The following is an 18,305-nucleotide window of genomic DNA, read 5'->3' on the forward strand; positions in this document are numbered from 1 at the left end:
CCTAGTACGCTAGAGTCTTTAAAATCATGCCAAAAGGCTCTAGCACTTACCCCTGAAAACTGATATAAATAATAATAATTATCATTTACAGTGACAATCTACTATGGGTGTTTTCCAAAATTTTAAACAACTTATTCGACAACAGGAAGTTGAAATACAACAACTCTATCAGGATGCTTGTCAAAATATTCAAGAAGGCTGTTTTGAGGATGCCGAAATAAAGCTTAAAAAAATCCAAACTATTTCCCCTAAAGATACACGTTGGATGAGAGGTTTCGGACATCTGTTTCACTATAAAAACAATCCAACCTTGTCTTATCATTGGTATATGCAAGCAGCACAATTAAATGATGATCAAGCATTTTATCATCTTGGCCAAATTGAATATCAACGCCATAACTACACCCTCGCAAAACACTATTTTAAATCATCCATTTCATATGGAAACAGCCTTTCTTTACTTACACTTGGCACCATTTATCTACACGAATATGAATTAGAAAATGCATTAATAACATTAGAGCAAGCTGTTTCATGTAATCATTACGATGCACTTATTCCTTTAGGACAAACTTATTTATTGGCTAAGGCGTATTCAAAAGCAGAAGAATGTTTCTCTAAAGCATGTGATTTTGACATTCAGTTTGCATCTCACTATTTCGCAAGAGTACAACAATACCTAAATCGTCTAGATCTAGCGAAAAATTGGTATTTATACGCTTTCCATACCGAACAAAATCTCTCCTCTCTCGAAGCATTTGGACAATTATTATGTAGTGAAGGAAATATTTTAGAGGGGGAAAATATTATTGCTATTGCACACAAACTTGAAGAGAATACAAGTCTATCTAACGAAGAAAATCAGATTTTTGAGCGTATTATGGGTACAAATCGTAATTTTAAGCTCAACTTATAAACAATCATACCTATCATACATACATAGATGTCACGAATTGTGCAATCTCTCTGCTTATAGTTTGCTATAATTAAACATCAACATGATATGTTAGATAGCTTTTCCATTATGTCAGATTCCAAAGATTGCTACTTCAATGAGCAACCTCAAACCAAACGAGGTGCAGAGCGCTGTTCTGCTTTTTTAGAAGCTGCAACTGATCTATTCATGGAAAAAGGCTTCGATGCTGTTTCTCTAGATGATATCGTACAACATGCTGGTGGTTCTAAATCATCTTTGTACAAATTTTTCGGCAATAAAGAAGGATTATTTACTGCCATTTGTGACCATCGTAGAGATATCTTTCTAAAAGAAATCTATATGAATACCGATCCAGAAGCATTAGATATTCGAAGTTTCCTCATTACTTTATTAAAAAATTTTCATCGACATCTTGTTAAACCAAATAACGCACAATTTTTTCGATTAATGCTAGAAAGAATTAAACATAATCCAGACCTAGCCGATTATTTATATACATGTGGTCCTGAACGTATATTACATGACACCTGTACATACCTAGAAAAAGCAACACAACAAGGACTTATTGTATGTGATCAACCCATGGCATCTGCAAAAGTTTTTTTAGGTTGTTTATGGAATTTCAAATGGAAAATGATGACGGGTGTCTCAATTAATGAAACAGCAAAAGAATTAGACGAATATGTGGAATATTGTGTAAATCTATTTCTTAAAGCACATGAATATAAACAAAACTTTTGAAATCTAATAACAATTTAGTATATATTCAAAGATTAGACATTCCTTTAACACACAATAAACATAGCTATAGTTGAGTCTATAGATATGTGGAGTAGCCATGGCTCTACGTCATTTTTTAACATTACGTGACTTATCTTCTGCAGAGCTAGAGCAAATTATTGAACGCGCGCAGGAGCTAAAAAAACTACAACATGCAAACCAAGTATACCAACCATTTAAAGGTAAAGTACTTGGAATGATTTTTGAGAAATCGAGTACACGTACACGAGTTTCTTTTGAGGCAGGCATGAGCCAATTTGGTGGCAGTGCAATTTTTCTTTCACCAAGAGATACTCAACTTGGTCGCGGTGAACCGATCGAAGACTCTGCCCGTGTTATTTCTAGCATGCTCGATATTGTCATGATTCGTACATTTGGTCATGACATCATTGAACGTTTTGCTGCGCAATCTAAAGTACCCGTCATCAACGCTCTTACAGATGATCACCACCCTTGCCAACTCTTAGCCGATGTACAAACTTTTGTAGAACATAGAGGCAGCATTAAGAATAAAACGGTTGCTTGGATTGGTGATGGCAACAATATGTGCAACTCATATATTGAGGCTGCTCATATGTGGGGTTTCAAACTTAAAATTGCTGCACCTCAAGGTTATGAACCAAAACCAGAATTTTTAAAAGATTTTGAACATTGTGTAGAATTGGTTTCTTCTGCTGAAGAGGCTGCAAAGAATGCCGATCTTATCGTTACGGATGTATGGGCTTCAATGGGGCAAGAAGAAGAGCAAAAAATTCGTGAAAAAGCTTTTGCTGATTATCAAGTCAATGAAGATCTCATGAAATTGGCAAATCCAGATTGTCTATTTATGCATTGCCTACCCGCACATCGCGGTGAAGAAATTTCAGAAACGATGTTAGATCATCAAAGTGCTGTTGTATGGGATGAAGCTGAAAATCGCTTACATGCACAAAAAGCCTTAATGGAATTCTTACTTTTAGAGCATTCAAAATAGTGCTTAAGTATTAGACCAAAGTACTCTTGATATTTTATGATTGAGAGTACTATTATTAGCCAAACTAGTACTACGATATAGATCTTATTTATAATTATATAAAAAAATATTACAAAAATCAAACAAATATACAAAAAAACACAATAACCCAACCTAAAATACATCAAGTTAAAACACTATAGGAAATCATTTTTTGTAAAATTATAAGTACTTGAATCTTTTCTGCTTTTTAACGTGCTAAGAAAAAATACGTGTATCTTTGCCTTTTCAACACACCTATTTTCTCTTGTCATGTAGGAATATTCATCTTTCAATTGAATTGTTTTTAGCTTAATGTTTAGAGTGAATAAAACTCAAAATTAAAAGCAATTATAAACAATTTTCATCGTAAACTTGGAATAATTACATGCGTGGATTTAGAAAGAAAAACAGGCCTGTAGATATTGATGACATTAGTATTGTTGATCAATCAAAATCAAAACAGGCAATTACAGCGGCAGCTTTAGGGAATGCAATTGAATGGTTTGACTTCGGTGTGTATGGCTACGTGGCGTACATACTTGGTAAGGTATTCTTCCCACATGCAAGTCCAAGTATTCAACTTATTGCTGCCTTAGCAACTTTTTCTGTACCATTTTTATTTAGACCTCTTGGCGGTATTATTTTTGGTCGTTTGGGCGACAAATATGGACGCCAAAAAGTTCTATCTACAACCATCATTTTAATGACACTGAGTACCTGTGCCATTGGTTTGCTTCCAGGCTACGAAACCATAGGTATTTGGGCACCCATCCTACTATTAGTCATTAAAATACTTCAAGGTATTTCAGTAGGTGGCGAATATTCTGGTGCCGTTATTTTCGTTGCCGAATATGCTCCAGACCGTAAACGTGGGTTTATGGGAAGCTGGCTTGACTTTGGTTCAATTGCAGGCTTCCTATTGGGTGCAGGCTTAGTTTCATTACTTACAGTTGTAATGGGTGCAGAGAAATTTAATGATTGGGGATGGCGTATTCCTTTCATCGTTTCTTTACCTTTAGGTCTTGTAGGTATGTACCTTCGCCATGCACTTGAAGAAACACCTGCTTATCAACAGCATAGTGAATCTGACCAAAACCAAAAGAAATTCTCATTTAAAGAATTACTTGCAACACATAAACGTAGCTTACTTTTATGTATTGGTCTAGTTTTATGTACAAATGTAACTTACTACATGGTACTAACCTACTTACCAAGCTACTTTACACATAATCTTCACTATGATGAAGCACACGGTAACTTAATTATTATCGCCGTGATGATTGGTATGCTATTTGTACAGCCACTTATTGGTTGGTTAAGTGACAAATGGGGACGCCGTCCGTTCATTTTCCTTGGTAGCTTATCTTTAATCTTCTTATCTTATCCTGCATTTAAACTATTAGGGTCTGATCAAACATCATTAATCTTTACTGGTTTAATTATATTAGCGCTTTCTCTGAACATGCTTATTGGTGTAATGGCATCTACACTCCCTGCCTTATTCCCTACAGCGATTCGTTTTAGTGCACTTGCAATTGCCTTTAATATTTCTATTGTGATCGCAGGCTTAACACCTACTCTAACAGCAGCATTTGTTGAATCAAGTGGTAACCTTATGGTTCCATCACTTTATCTTATGGTGTTTGGTGTGATTGGTGTCATCACTGCAATCAATCTTAAAGAGACTGCAAATAAACCTTTATTTGGTGCTGCTCCACTTGCAACAAGTGAAGAGGAAGCTGCAGAACTCTTAGAAGAGTTTCATGGCACAATTGAAGAGCAAATTGAAAGAGTTGATCAAAAAATTCTTGCTTTACAGAAAAAACGTCAGCGCTTAGCAGATAAACATCCAGAAATCGATTAGTTATAAAAAGGCCGTCAAATGACGGCCTTTTTATTATCTAGAGTAATAAATCACTCCACGCACTTTGTAACCTTTTTGGGGAAACTGGCATCTTCGTCTTCATTGGCTGTGAAAATAAAGAGATTCTAAATTCTTCTACCATTTTATAGAAATCATATAAACGCTCATCGCCTTTAAACTTAAATAGTTTTTCCATCCACGGATCAACTTGATCAATCGCATCTAAATCACGCTTTAAGTTATTTGGAAGACGATCTAATCTCAACTCGAGTGCTTGTAAATAACGAGGAAACTCCTGCCATAAGTTCTTTGGTTGTTCATATGCAAAATTTTCTAAGTACATCAATGCAAGTTGATCTTCTACATCATCTATACTTACACCAAAGACTGCCTCATCTAAACTTAACAGCTGACGACGTATAGACTGCCAAGTCACATAGATGTCGTTAAACATTTTAAGCGTATTTTGTCCTTCTAACAAAAAATTCTTCTTAACTTTTTGCTGTAGCATTTCAAATTCTTGTAAATTTTTTGGTAAAACCTCAATACATTGATCAAGCGTTGCATAAATCAACATATTTTCAAGTTGAGCTTTATGACCTAAAGACGAGTAAGCCAACAATAGCGGTTTACCAATTTGTTTTTTCAATTGGCGAATCATATCTCCCAATTGCATATGAAGCAGACGAATAATACCTTGCTTATGCTGGATTTGAGCTTCATGAATATCATTAAATGTCTTTATAACAACACCACTTTCATCCTTTACCTCCAAAGACTTAAAATCTTTGATTGGAGAAAGTGCTTGGTATTGCTTTACGATTACCCCAGTTACTTTTTTACTCGACTCAAATTGAAATGCTTCTGGAAAACTTTTAAATTCCCCATCAACTTGTGCGACCGCCTGTTTGGTTTCAATACGACAACGCGCCTTGAGTTCCTCTATATCTCTACCCTTTTCTATTAACTTTCCTTTTGCATCTGTGACATAAACAAACGGTATTAGATATTGATCAATCCTTTCAAAAGAAAAGTCTTGTTCTGTAATTTGTTCACCACGTAATGCAAAAGCCAAATATTTAAAGATATGCGCTTTTAAATGACGCTCGTCAATACCTTGAATAAGCTTTTCTGCTGTTGTTGGTATGGGTACGATATGGCGACGCTTCTCTTTCGGCAATGTTTTTAATAAAGCTTCAATGAGCGTTCTACGCCATCCTGGTATCCCCCATGACCAAATATTTTCATCAATTTGTGGAAGTGCCTGTACTGGTACTTTGACTACAGCACCATCTTCATCATGGCTTGGATCAAAGCGATAGACTGTTGCCAACCTTAACTCACCATTTCTTAGATGATCAGGAAACTGCTGAGTCGTTGGCCTATCATCTAACCAAAGTGTAGTTTCCTCAATATATAAATAACGAGGATCTTGACTTTCTACCGTTGCAAGCCAGTCTTCAAAACTTCTTCTACTCGCAACCTCTTCAGGAATTTTGCTAGCATAAAACTGATAAATGGTTTCCTCATCAACAACTAAGTCACGACGGCGAAGTTTATCCTCAACACGCTCGACCTCTTCTAGTTTTAACAGATTATGCTTTAAAAAAGATGGCATAACGCCCAAATGACCTGTGGTGAGCGCATCTCTTAAAAAGATTTCATGCGCGGCCTTCTGATCAATCTTTTCAAAATTCACTAATCGTTTCGGTTCTACAATAAGACCAAACAATGTAATTTGTGCATATGCATTTACAATCCCCGTTTTCTTTGACCAGTGTGGTTCAAAGTAATGGTACTTTAATAAATCTCGTGCACCCAATAAAATCCACTCTGGTTCAATTTTTGCCAATGTTCTTAAATAGACTTGTGACGTTTCAACCATCTCAAAAGCCATAATCCAAGAGGCACTTGCCTTATGTAGAGCACTTGCAGGAAAAATACGTGCTTTTTGCTGACGCACAGCCATATACACGTTTCTTTCATCAGTTTTATTGGCAACGAAAGACAGTAATCCCGTAAGTAAAGCACGATGTAAATTCTCATAACTTGCGGGTTTATCATTAAAAGAGAGCTTTAAACTTTCTGCTAAATCGACCAACTGTTTGTAAGTTTGCTTCCACTCTCTTAAACGCAACCAACTTAAGAAATGTTGTTTTGCAAATTGACGGCGTTTATTTTCACTCATCTGATCTCGGTTTGATTCAATCACATCCCACAATTTCAGATAAAATAAAAAATCAGAATCAGCTTCTTTAAATAATGCATGTTTTTGATCAGCTTGAGTTTGTTTATCCGCAGGTCGTTCACGTGGATCTTGTACAGCCAATGCACTTACAATAATTAAAATTTCTTTTAGAACACCAAAGTGGGCTCCTCCCACAATCATTCGGGCAAGACGCGGATCAATCGGCATGCGAGCCATCATCTGACCAACGCGTGTCAACTCACCTTTTTTATCGTTCAGTGCACTTAGCTCAATTAATAGCTTTCGACCATCATTCACTAATCGATGATCAGGTGGCTCGATAAAGTCAAAGTTTTCAAGATTACCTAAACCTAAACTCTGCATTTGCAAAATCACTGATGCAAGGTTAGTTCGTTTAATTTCTGGTTCAGTAAATTCAGGACGACTGAGGAAATCTTCCTCGCTGTACAAACGAATGCATACCCCTGGTGCAATACGTCCACAACGTCCTTTTCTCTGATTTGCAGCTGCTTGAGAGATAGCTTCAATTGGTAAGCGTTGCACACGTGAGCGGTAATTATAGCGTGAAATTCGAGCAAACCCACTATCAATCACATAGCGAATATTCGGTACTGTCAGCGCCGTCTCTGCAACATTCGTTGCAATAATAATACGTCGTCCTCGGCCACTTGGACTAAATATTTTTTGTTGCTCAGACAATCCCAAACGTGCGTACAAAGGCAAAATTTCTGTATGCCTTGGACCATACTTTTGTAATGTTTCTTGTAACTCTCTAATTTCTCGTTCAGTACTGGCAAACACCAAAATATCTGCATGTTCAGGATGACCTGACTTTTCTGCATCTTTAAAGCACTCTTCTACTGCTTGTACCACAGCACGAGGTAAATTTTCTTCAAAATCATCAAACTCGTCATCGTCACTGCTTCCAATAGATAAATCAGAAATAGGTCTATAACGAACTTCAACAGGATAACTACGACCCTCTACTTCAAAAATCGGTGCCTGATTAAAATATTGACTAAAACGATTTACATCCAATGTTGCTGACGTAATAATTACTTTTAAATCAGGACGTTTAGGTAGTAGTTGCTTTAAATACCCCATAACGAAATCAATATTTAATGAACGCTCATGGGCTTCATCAATAATAATTGTATCGTATTTAGTTAGAAACCGATCATGCCCTAACTCGGCAAGCAAAATTCCATCTGTCATTAGACGACAAATAGAATCTCCCGAACCCTGCTCATTAAAACGTACTTTAAAACCAATTGACTGGCCTAGTTTTTCACCAACTTCTTCAGCAATACGCTGTGAAACACTTCTTGCAGCCAAACGGCGTGGTTGGGTATGACCAATCATTCCTGTCAGACCTCGCCCTGCAAGCATGGCAATTTGCGGGAGCTGCGTCGTTTTACCCGAACCTGTTTCACCTGCAACAATAATCACTTGATGCTGCTCAATAGCTTCTATCAGCTTATCTGCATATTGTGTAACAGGTAAATCTTGATTTAATTTAATCTGAGGTAAACGTTCTATTCTTTTTCGAACCTGTATGTTCGATTTTTCAAATAACTCTTGATACTGCTGAGCATTTTTTGTTTTACCTTGACTCAACCGATTTAAACGATGCCGATCACGCGCCATAACCATTTGATCTACATTTAAATCTATTCGCACAGAGTATTTTTCCTAAATTTAAGCATTGAAGCGATCTATTTTACGCAAATCTTACTCTGATAGAAAGAATTACAAATTAAAAGTTTTCCCTGTTTCGACTTGAAATAAACTGTCATGATCACCATGTATGCTAAGAAGTAAATGACAGATACGGATATAAGTAAAATGCTTTTAATTCAATTTTCCGATTAAAAGCATTAAAAAATACTATTTCCTGAGTAGGACATTTTTTCTTATCCTATTTGCCATATAAACAAGCATGCATATCCACTAGCGGAGAATATAATGAGCTTAATTAACACTGAAGTTAAACCATTTAAAGCAACAGCATATAAAAACGGCCAATTTATTGAAGTTTCTGAAGCAGATTTAAAAGGCAAATGGTCTGTATTCTTCTTCTATCCTGCAGATTTTACATTTGTTTGCCCAACAGAGTTAGGTGATCTTGCAGATAACTACGCTGAATTCCAAAAACTTGGTGTTGAAATTTATGGCGTATCTACAGATACTCACTTCACACACAAAGCTTGGCATGATTCTTCTGAAGAAATTAAAAAAATTGAATACCCAATGGTAGGCGATCCAACTTGGACACTTTCTAAAAACTTTGAAGTTTTAATCGAAGGCGAAGGCGTTGCTGATCGTGGTACATTCGTTGTAGACCCTGAAGGTAAAATCCAAATCGTTGAAATCAACGCAGGTGGTATTGGCCGTGACGCGCAAGAACTTCTCCGTAAAGTTAAAGCAGCGCAATACGTACATGCTCACCCAGGTGAAGTTTGCCCAGCTAAATGGAAAGAAGGTGATGCAACACTTTCTCCATCAATCGATCTAGTTGGTAAAATCTAATTTTACTTCAACATAAAGATTAAGAAGGTAGTCACATTTTGTGACTACCTTTTTTATATCTAAAATAAAAAATTATGGATAATCTCATGGGTACCAATAAAAAATTATCAGAAGTGAATCAAAAAGTTTTACAAGAGAGTCAAAGCTTTCCAACAGTTAAATTAAAAGATGGTACACCTGTACAAACAGGAACGGTTGCAGCGTTGCTATATAATATTCAGCTTTATAATCAAGGAGAACGAGGACCAATCGAAGAAGAGATGAGGCTTGCCATTCCTATACTATTTAAAATTGGTTTTTTTGAGTTATTCCCACCGAATGAATGGATTTCAAAAGAAAATTTTGGGAGAAATTTTGTTGGTCATGCAGCTCAAGCATATTTAATCAATCATTCTTAATATACAAGCCAACATATTTGTGTTGGCTTTCATCTATACTTCATCAGTTAACTTTTTAAGTTGTAATCATACGGCGCTCAATAATGTCGTAGCACCACTGAAAAATAAATGTATATACCAAAATACATAAAGTCATTGCTAAATCCAGCACAAATGCTTCAAGAAGAGTAATTTTTAGTGCATAAGCGACCATAGGAATAGTGGCCAACATTAATCCGCCCTCAAATCCAATGGCATGCAAAATACGTACTGGAATAGTTCTTTTGAGTTGATACTTCTTCTCTGCTTTTTCAAACATATAATTAAATATTATATTCCAGATTACCGAAGTGACAGCCATGATTACTCCTAAAATTCCTGTAACTTCAAGTGGCATATCTAAAAAAGTGCTTAATGCAACTGCAATAATTACGAGTAAGATAACTTCATACGTCAATGCATGAATTAACCTTCGTTTTGAAATAAACATATAAATAACCTTCAATCACTAGAATATGACCTATTTTATTTTTATAATATTGATAACTCTAGTTAGAACCTTTCAGTATTTTTGATAGAAATATGAATATAAACCAAGAACAACTCTTAATATTTAAAACTGTCATAGAAACAGGATCTTTTTCAGCAGCAGCGAGAAAATTAGGGAAAGTACCATCAGCCGTTAGTATGTCCATCGCAAATTTAGAAATCGATTTAAATGTTCAGCTTTTTCAACGCATAGGTAGAGAGCCAATTCCTACAGAAGAAGCTAATCAGTTATATAAAAAAACAGAAAATTTACTTATTGAGATGAACCAATGGAAACAATATGCATTTGCCTTGGGTACAGGATTAGAACCTGCTTTGAATATTGTGATTGCTTCCGAACTTATTCATACACCATGGATAAAATACATCAATGCTCTTGAGCAGCAATTTCCTACATTAGAAATCAATATTTTCTCTGCACCTCAAGAAGATGCCATGGGCATGCTGATGCAAAATGAAGTTCAATTTGCTTTACTGTTTGAAAGAGAACTTTTAGATCATCGTGAGGCATTTATAGAACTTTTTTCAGAAACAATTGTTCCCGTAAGCGCTTTAGAACACTCACTCTCACAACAACATCAAATTACGCTACATGAGCTCTCTACACACCGACAAATTGTCGTTACTAGTCGTGATAAAGCCATTAAACCAGAGCTCGTTTTTTCTAAAGATTATTGGCGTACAGATCATTATCACTTAGCCCTCACACTCATAGAACAAAAACTTGGCTGGGGATTTCTACCACAAGTATTTTTAGATAGCTTAAAAGATAAAGAAGGAAAAAATCTAACTGTATTAAATATTACTGATTTTACTTACGATTTAAGATACTTCATCGATTTAGTATGGAATAAAGAAAATTCTATGGGAATCGCTGGTCAATATTTAATTAACTATGCAAGAGAACAACGTAATAAATAAAAACATTGTCATAGATGTAACAAAATATTGGTTAAGATATGTTATATATAAGAAAAACAGACGTAAGAAGTTAATCTAATGACTGAATCTACTTTAAAACAAATTAAAGAACTCACAACCATCGTTGTAGATAGTGGCGATCTAAATGCCATTCGAACATTTAAACCCCTTGATGCAACCACTAACCCATCATTGATTACGGCAGCAGCGTCTCAGCCTGAAAATTTAGCGCTGATTGAAAGTGCGTATGCTCAAGCTGTGAGCGAAGGCCATACATCAGATGAACGTATAGAACGCACGATTGATATTTTAACCGTTAAATTAGGGGTTGAAATATTAAAAATTATTGAAGGCCGAGTATCAACAGAAGTAGATGCAAATTTATCTTATGACACTGAAGCCACCATCGCAAAGGCAAAAGAGCTCCTCGCACTTTATAAAAGTTATGGTGTGTCATCAGATCGAATATTAATTAAAATCGCATCGACATGGCAAGGCATTCAAGCAGCAAAAGCTTTAGAAGCTGAAGGTATTCACTGTAACCTCACCTTATTATTTGGTTTACATCAAGCACGTGCTTGTGCAGATGCCAATGTAACTTTAATTTCTCCATTTGTTGGTCGTATCTTAGACTGGTACAAAAAAGCAGATAAAGTAGATAGCTATCCAATCGAAAAAGATCCGGGTGTGTTATCTGTGAAGAAAATCTTTGAATATTATAAATCTCAAGGTATTAAAACAGAGATTATGGGTGCAAGCTTCCGCAGTACTGCTCAGGTGACTGCACTTGCTGGTTGTGATTTACTAACCATCTCACCAAATATCTTAACTGAACTTGAGTCTGAAACAACTCAAATTTCGTCTCAGTTGAATAAAAATATCCCTCAAGCTAGCAAAGAAGCACCGATTTCTAAAGAAGAGTTTAAAACCCAAATTGAAAAAGATTTAATGGCTTTTCAATTACTACAATCAGGTATCGATGGTTTTATCAAAGCAAGAGAACAACTCAGCCACTTATTACACCAGTCTCTAGGTGATAGTGCTGAAATTAAAGGCTAAATTATTCTCAGGCTAGGGTGGCAAAATGCGCTCTAGCTTTCTTTTTTATTTCTATGAGTAGTTATCGTGCTCGGCATTATCAATTTATCTACTTTTATCCTTGGTACTATTTTAATTATACTATTGCCAGGGCCAAATTCCTTCTATGTATTGTCAGTTGCTTCTAAACATGGCGTAAAAGCTGCTTATCAAGCCTCATTTGGGGTTATTTGTGGCGACTTTATTCTGATATTGGCAACTATTTTTGGTGCAGCTTCTGCATTACATACTTTTCCTTTAGCTTTCCTTGCACTTAAAGGTTGCGGTGCACTTTATTTATCTTATTTAGGGATAAATTTAATTCGACATGCGTACCAGACATGGAAAAGTCGACACCAAAAAGTATCTAAAGAAACACCTATATTCAGTGAAAAAATAGAAAAAGTTACTCCTTATCGAACCGCTCTTACAATTAGTTTACTTAATCCGAAAGCTATTTTATTCTTTCTCTCATTTTTTATTCAATTTGTAGATCCCAATAGCACATCACCTTTTCTAAGCTTTTTGGTATTAGCACTTATTCTAGAAATCATCAGTCTAAGTTACTTAACACTGATTATATTTTCTGGGATTAAACTTTCACAATATTTCTCACAACATCTTCGTCTTACTAGTATTTCTGTACTTATTGTGGGCTTACTGTTCATTGGCTTTGGAATTAAACTAGCCACATCTACTCTATAAAAAGAAATAAGAGAGATCTATTTTTCTCTTATTTCTTCATCAAATGAGCGATCTATGAACGTACTTTTTGATTTACCGTGAGTAACGTTGCAGCCGCAATTAAAACGACAGCCAAAATAACGACAGCACTCCATCCATTATATTGCCAAGCATATCCACCGAGTGAACCCACAATACTAGAACCTAAATAGTAAAACAGTAAGTAAAGTGATGTTGCATGCCCCTTAAATGACTTTGCATTCGTCCCGACATTACTACTTGCTATAGAGTGAGAAATAAAGAATCCAGTTGTTACAAAAGCTACCCCAACAATAATGGCAAACAGATTCATGCTAAGAGTCATTAACGTACCGATAAACAACATTAAAAAACCAAATCGCATAATAATTTGACGACCGAGTTTTTCTACAAGGCTTCCTGCAACAGATGAAGAAATGATGCCAAAGCTATATGATAAAAAGATAAGACTGATCTGTGTCTGATTAAGCGTATACGGTTGGGCAGACAATCTAAAAGTAATGTAGTTGAACAGCGTCACAAATATACTAGTAAGTAAAAAACCAATACCATAGACTCTTAATAATTGAGGGTTTTTTAAATGTGACTTCCAAGCATTAATATGGAAAGATAGATTAACCCCCTTCTTGGCAACAAAGTTTTTTGAAGCAGGCAGTAACTTTAAAAAGCCAAATGCACATAAGAAACACAGTACACCTAAAATTGCCATTGCCATACGCCATGAAAAGTACTCAGTCAATAGGCCCATGCCTACTCTGCCCATCATTCCACCAAATGCTGTTCCCGCAATATATAGGCCCATTGTTTTGGCTAAGTGCTTAGGATTAATCTCTTCTGCAATCCATGCCATCGCGACCGCTGGCACACCACCTAAAATAAACCCTTCTATGGCACGTTCAATAAGTAATAAATGCCAACTTGAAGACATTGCACAAAGTACATTTAAAACCGCAGCAAGGCTCATCGAACAGAACATTAAACCCTTTCGGCCAAGTGCCTGCGAAAATGCACTCGATAACACAATAGAAAAAGCTAAGAAACCTGTCGTTAATGACAATGCTAAGGCACTTGTTCCAGGTGTAATATGAAATGCCTGTGTAAATGCGGGTAATAAAGGCTGTACACAATAAATGAGGGAAAAACTGGCAAAGCCTAATAAAAACAATGCAATTCCTGCCTTTTGAAAAGATTTAGTACCAAAACTAATACCTAAATAATCTTCTTGTCCTAAAGCCTGCGCATCTGCTTGCGTTTTCATTTAAATGACCTAAATTCACGAGTTTTTCATTATTCTTTAGACTATCAAGTGAATGTATATATGTATAATATATAATACTACTATACGCTATATATAAAAAATATGGACTTACGACATATTCGCTATTTCATTACTGTTGCAGAAGAACAAAGTTTTTCTAAGGCGGCTCAAAGACTTCATATGAGCCAACCTCCCTTAAGCATGCAAATTAAACAACTAGAAGAAGAAATTGGTACTGAACTATTTTATAGAACATCACAAGGAGTATCTCTTACACCCTCAGGAAAAGTGTTTCTTAAATCTGTACTTCCCATACAACATCAAGTTCAACATGCGATTAAGCAAGCACAAAGTACAGCGAATGGAGAAATTGGAGAGCTTCGTTTAGGATTTACAGGAACAGCTATTTTAAATCCACTCATTCCAAAAGCTATTCAACGATTCCAAAAACAATACCCATCCATCAACTTAGTTTTGACAGAAGCAAACTCACTTCTGCTCATTGAAGCAATTTTGCACAATGAGCTCGATATCGCTGTCATTCGACCACCAAAAACATATCCTAATGATCTTTGCATTCAACATCTGATTGATGAACATCTAGTTGCTGTTTTACCTCAGGATTACTTACTTCCCGATGAAAAATTAAGCTCACTAGAAGCCCTCAAAAATGAACGGTTTATTGTTTCACCTTACGAAGTAAGTGCTGGACTTTTTGAAGCAACTGTTCATGCATGTGCACAAAGTGGCTTTGAACCTAAGTTCGGCCCAAGTGCACCACAAATTGTTTCTATCTTATCTTTAGTTGCAGCAAATATTGGAGTATCTCTTGTACCTGAGTCGACACAGCAATTGAATATCAAAGGTATTCAATACCAAGCGCTCGATCCTAAAATTTCTAAAATTGGTTTAGGATTAGCATACAAAGTAGATCATCACTCACAACCCGCTATTAACTTTTCTAGTATTCTTCACTCGCTTCTACACCATCAATATGAGTGAATATTTATCCATACTTACGTGCAAACTGCTCGTCAGAAGAACACAAATAAATAATACCTTCAATAAATGCAATAAACGCAGGCAGGAAGGTCCAACAGAAAATTAAATATAAAAATCCTTGTCCAATACGTCCCAAATAAAATTTATGGATACCAAAACCACCTAGAAAAAATGCCAGTAATGCAGCCGCCAATTTATTTTTTTCACCCACAACAGGTGGGTTCGTCTGACGCACACCACACTTAGGGCAAATTTCAGCACGCGCATCGATTGATTGACTGCATGCAAAACAGAATTTTGTACGATTCATAATAAGCCTTACTCAACATAAAAAAAGCACTATGCAATACTACATTGCATAGTGCTCATATTTATAAAAATTATACAGATAACATACTATTCAATGTTTCAACAACATTCTTAGATTTTACAGTTTCTTTCAATTTGGTTAATTCTTCTTTAACCTCTGTACGCTTTGGCTCGGCCAGTGTATACCAGCGTGAAAGTACTTGAAGCAAGCGTGAACCTACTATTGGGTTCTTTTCATCTAAATACTGTGCAAGCTCAATAAAATGAGCTACGCCATAACTCCATGCATTGACAGGATTACTGTTTAACCCACCACTCACCGCACGAATACGGTTTGGTGTTCCCAAATCATAGTCAGGATGTGAAGTCAGATATTGAATCGTCTCTTGCGTTGCATTTGGATGTGCTGCTTGCAACATAAACCATTGATCCAATGCTAAAGGCTCATCTTTAAAACGTGTATAGAATTTTTCTAAAGCTTCTTTTGCTTGTGGGGCATCATTCCAAACCAATACCTTTAATGCACCTAAGCGTTCAGACATGTTAGAAGTAGTATCAAATTGCTGTTTTGCTAATTCAAATACTGCTTCATCTCCTTGACGTGCCATATAGCTAAGCATAATATTTTTAAGCGCGCGCTCGCCCATTGCTTGAGAAAACTCAGACTGTAATTTCGGGTCTAAACTTAAATAGGTCTCTTTAAAGAAACTGCCTAAAGCTTTTGCAAAAGCATTTAAAAGTGCATTACGTTTCTCTTGAATGACTTCGGGCTTATAGTTTTCATCAATACGACTTGCTAAATACCCTTCAGATGGTACGTCCAATAAGCGTGATGCCAATAAAGGATCTTTTTTAACAATATTTGGCAATGTATTTTTTAGCGCATCAATATATGGTTGTGCCACATGATCTTCTAGCAAAATACGCTCAAGCAATGTTTGTGTCGCTTGCCACTGGTTAAATCCATTTGTTTCATGCTCGATAAGGAAAGCCAGCGCATCATCTGTATAATCAAAATCTAGATTTACAGGTGCTGAAAAATTACGTAGCAATGAGACCACTGGCTCAGTCGTTACATTGTTAAATGTGAGTGTTGCTTCTTCACTATTTAGCAAATATACGCCATCTTTCACTTGATTTTCTACAAGATCGTCTGCATCTAATGTAAATTGCTCACCTGAGTCTTTATTGAATAATGCAAGTGCTACAGGTATCGGAAGTGGTTTTAATTCAGGATACTTATCATTTTTTCTTAATGATTGCTTAAATACCAATGTATAGCTTTGATTGACTGCATCATATTTATGGGTTACCTGCAGTTTTGGTGTACCTGGTTGGTTATACCAACGTAAGAATGCAGATAGATCTACACCTGAACCTGCAGATAAAGCTGAAATCCAATCTTCTACTGTTACAGCTTGGCCATCGTGTCTTTTAAAATATTCATCTGTTCCTTGACGATACTTTTCTTTACCCAACAAAGTCGCCATCATTCGGTTAATTTCAGCACCTTTTTCATACACGGTTGCCGTATAGAAATTATTAATTTCTACAAAATGATCAGGTCGTGGTGGGTGCGATAATGGACCAGCATCTTCAGGGAATTGATGAGACTTCAATATGGACACATCATCAATACGTTGTACGGCAGCCGACTGTAAATCTTCAGAAAAAGATTGATCGCGGAATACAGTCAAACCTTCTTTTAAACACAATTGAAACCAATCACGGCACGTAATACGGTTTCCTGTCCAGTTATGAAAATATTCATGTGCAATTACTGACTGTACACGCATAATCGCAGCATCGGTGGTGTATTCCTCATCTGCCAATACACAGGAAGTATTAAAGATATTTAAACCTTTATTCTCCATAGCTCCCATATTAAACTGACTAACAGCAACAATCATATAATTGTCTAAATCGTAAGGACGACCATAATGTTCTTCATCCCAACGCATAGAATGCTTTAAAGCTTCCATTGCAATTTTACATTTAGGAATATCTTTTTCAATTGCATAGATCTCTAATGCAACATCTCTACCTTCAGATGTGACATAACGATCTTTTAATACAGCAAGATCACCAATAACGCATGCAAATAAATAGCTTGGCTTCTTTGTAGGGTCTTCCCAAATTGCATAGTGGCGTGACGCATTAACTTCACCAGTTTCAAGTAAATTACCATTAGCAAGAAGTACAGGATATTTTTTGTCTGCTTCTACACGCGTTGTAAATACAGAAAGTACATCTGGACGGTCAGGGTAAAAAGTAATTTTTCGGAAACCTTCTGGCTCGTTTTGCGTCACAAATAAGTTCCCTGCCTGATATAACCCTTCAAGCATTGTATTTTTTTCAGGATGAATAATAACACGTGTTGTAATCACAGCTATATCAGGTACATTCGTCAGTGTAAGTTGCTCTGTATCAAGTTGATACTGATCACTTGTCAATACGACATCATTCACTTTAATTTCTTTAAGTTCGAGATCACGCCCCAGCAATACAAAGTCACCCTCTGTTTGACGCTTTACATTTAAAATACTGTCTACAATTGTATGATCTTGAAATACTTGAATATTTAAATGGACTGAATCCACTAAAAATGTAGGTTTCTTATAATCTTTTAAATATACGGTTTGATCTGCAGCTTCGACTGCTGGATTTGCAGCTATATTCATCTTTTATCCCTACGTTATCTGTCATTTAAAGCACTTTAAAATTAATATTGGGCAATAATTTGTATTTTTCAAATGAAAAATTCGTTTTTTGCTGA

At 36.0% G+C, this 18,305-nt stretch carries 15 protein-coding genes; 10 read left to right on the plus strand and 5 right to left on the minus strand.

The features are described from left to right. The first annotated feature begins 103 nt into the window (after positions 1-103). From OZX61_RS06585 to proP, 4 genes are all read left to right on the plus strand, one after another. Positions 104-916, plus strand: a complete 813-nt coding sequence (locus OZX61_RS06585) for a hypothetical protein (RefSeq protein WP_277094265.1) — start codon at positions 104-106, stop codon at positions 914-916. Positions 917-1,024: 108 nt separating this feature from the next. Then, entirely contained in the window at positions 1,025-1,678 is a 654-nt protein-coding gene (locus OZX61_RS06590) for a TetR/AcrR family transcriptional regulator (RefSeq protein ID WP_277094267.1), read from the plus strand. A gap of 97 nt (positions 1,679-1,775) precedes the next feature. After that, complete coding sequence (gene argF, locus OZX61_RS06595; RefSeq protein ID WP_195770787.1) at positions 1,776-2,690, plus strand: ornithine carbamoyltransferase; 915 nt, start codon at positions 1,776-1,778, stop codon at positions 2,688-2,690. A 406-nt stretch (positions 2,691-3,096) separates the two neighbouring features. After that, entirely contained in the window at positions 3,097-4,575 is a 1,479-nt protein-coding gene (gene proP / locus OZX61_RS06600; RefSeq protein WP_277094269.1) for a glycine betaine/L-proline transporter ProP, read from the plus strand. Positions 4,576-4,612: 37 nt separating this feature from the next. Here proP and hrpA read toward each other — a convergent pair whose 3' ends face one another. Then, positions 4,613-8,464, minus strand: a complete 3,852-nt coding sequence (gene hrpA / locus OZX61_RS06605; RefSeq protein WP_277094270.1) for an ATP-dependent RNA helicase HrpA — start codon at positions 8,462-8,464, stop codon at positions 4,613-4,615. A 285-nt stretch (positions 8,465-8,749) separates the two neighbouring features. Here hrpA and ahpC point away from each other — a divergent pair, with 285 nt between their 5' ends. Next, a complete protein-coding gene (gene ahpC, locus OZX61_RS06610; RefSeq protein ID WP_195770790.1) occupies positions 8,750-9,313 on the plus strand; it encodes an alkyl hydroperoxide reductase subunit C in 564 nt (187 codons plus the stop codon). Positions 9,314-9,387: 74 nt separating this feature from the next. Next, positions 9,388-9,711, plus strand: a complete 324-nt coding sequence (locus OZX61_RS06615; protein ID WP_277094272.1) for a hypothetical protein — start codon at positions 9,388-9,390, stop codon at positions 9,709-9,711. 55 nt (positions 9,712-9,766) lie between these two features. Here OZX61_RS06615 and aceI read toward each other — a convergent pair whose 3' ends face one another. Beyond that, positions 9,767-10,180 carry a chlorhexidine efflux PACE transporter AceI gene (aceI, locus tag OZX61_RS06620; RefSeq protein ID WP_195770791.1) on the minus strand — a complete coding sequence of 138 codons (414 nt, stop codon included), beginning with the start codon at positions 10,178-10,180 and terminating at the stop codon, positions 9,767-9,769. 92 nt (positions 10,181-10,272) lie between these two features. Between aceI and OZX61_RS06625 the strand changes: the two genes are divergently transcribed. The 3 genes from OZX61_RS06625 (at position 10,273) to leuE (ending at position 12,942) form a co-directional block, all read left to right on the plus strand. Then, positions 10,273-11,160: a LysR family transcriptional regulator gene (locus tag OZX61_RS06625; protein WP_277094274.1), complete on the plus strand. Its 888-nt coding sequence runs from the start codon at positions 10,273-10,275 to the stop codon at positions 11,158-11,160. 78 nt (positions 11,161-11,238) lie between these two features. Beyond that, positions 11,239-12,219 carry a transaldolase gene (gene tal, locus OZX61_RS06630; RefSeq protein WP_195770793.1) on the plus strand — a complete coding sequence of 327 codons (981 nt, stop codon included), beginning with the start codon at positions 11,239-11,241 and terminating at the stop codon, positions 12,217-12,219. 66 nt (positions 12,220-12,285) lie between these two features. Further along, positions 12,286-12,942 carry a leucine efflux protein LeuE gene (gene leuE / locus OZX61_RS06635; protein WP_277094275.1) on the plus strand — a complete coding sequence of 219 codons (657 nt, stop codon included), beginning with the start codon at positions 12,286-12,288 and terminating at the stop codon, positions 12,940-12,942. A gap of 52 nt (positions 12,943-12,994) precedes the next feature. Here the strand turns inward: leuE and OZX61_RS06640 are convergent, their stop codons facing one another. Continuing rightward, positions 12,995-14,218 carry an MFS transporter gene (locus tag OZX61_RS06640; RefSeq protein WP_348521170.1) on the minus strand — a complete coding sequence of 408 codons (1,224 nt, stop codon included), beginning with the start codon at positions 14,216-14,218 and terminating at the stop codon, positions 12,995-12,997. Between the two features lie 102 nt (positions 14,219-14,320). Between OZX61_RS06640 and OZX61_RS06645 the strand changes: the two genes are divergently transcribed. Further along, positions 14,321-15,220 carry a LysR family transcriptional regulator gene (locus OZX61_RS06645; RefSeq protein ID WP_277094277.1) on the plus strand — a complete coding sequence of 300 codons (900 nt, stop codon included), beginning with the start codon at positions 14,321-14,323 and terminating at the stop codon, positions 15,218-15,220. A gap of 4 nt (positions 15,221-15,224) precedes the next feature. Here OZX61_RS06645 and OZX61_RS06650 read toward each other — a convergent pair whose 3' ends face one another. Together OZX61_RS06650 and pepN are read right to left on the minus strand one after the other, a co-directional pair. Continuing rightward, positions 15,225-15,530, minus strand: coding sequence for a TM2 domain-containing protein (locus OZX61_RS06650; RefSeq protein ID WP_277094279.1), 306 nt, complete (start codon positions 15,528-15,530; stop codon positions 15,225-15,227). 70 nt (positions 15,531-15,600) lie between these two features. Then, on the minus strand, positions 15,601-18,210 hold the full coding sequence (pepN, locus tag OZX61_RS06655) for an aminopeptidase N (RefSeq protein WP_277094281.1): 2,610 nt from the start codon (positions 18,208-18,210) through the stop codon (positions 15,601-15,603). Between the last annotated feature and the right edge of the window lie 95 nt (positions 18,211-18,305).

Source organism: Acinetobacter sp. ESL0695 (assembly GCF_029392135.1).
GTDB lineage: Bacteria > Pseudomonadota > Gammaproteobacteria > Pseudomonadales > Moraxellaceae > Acinetobacter > Acinetobacter pollinis.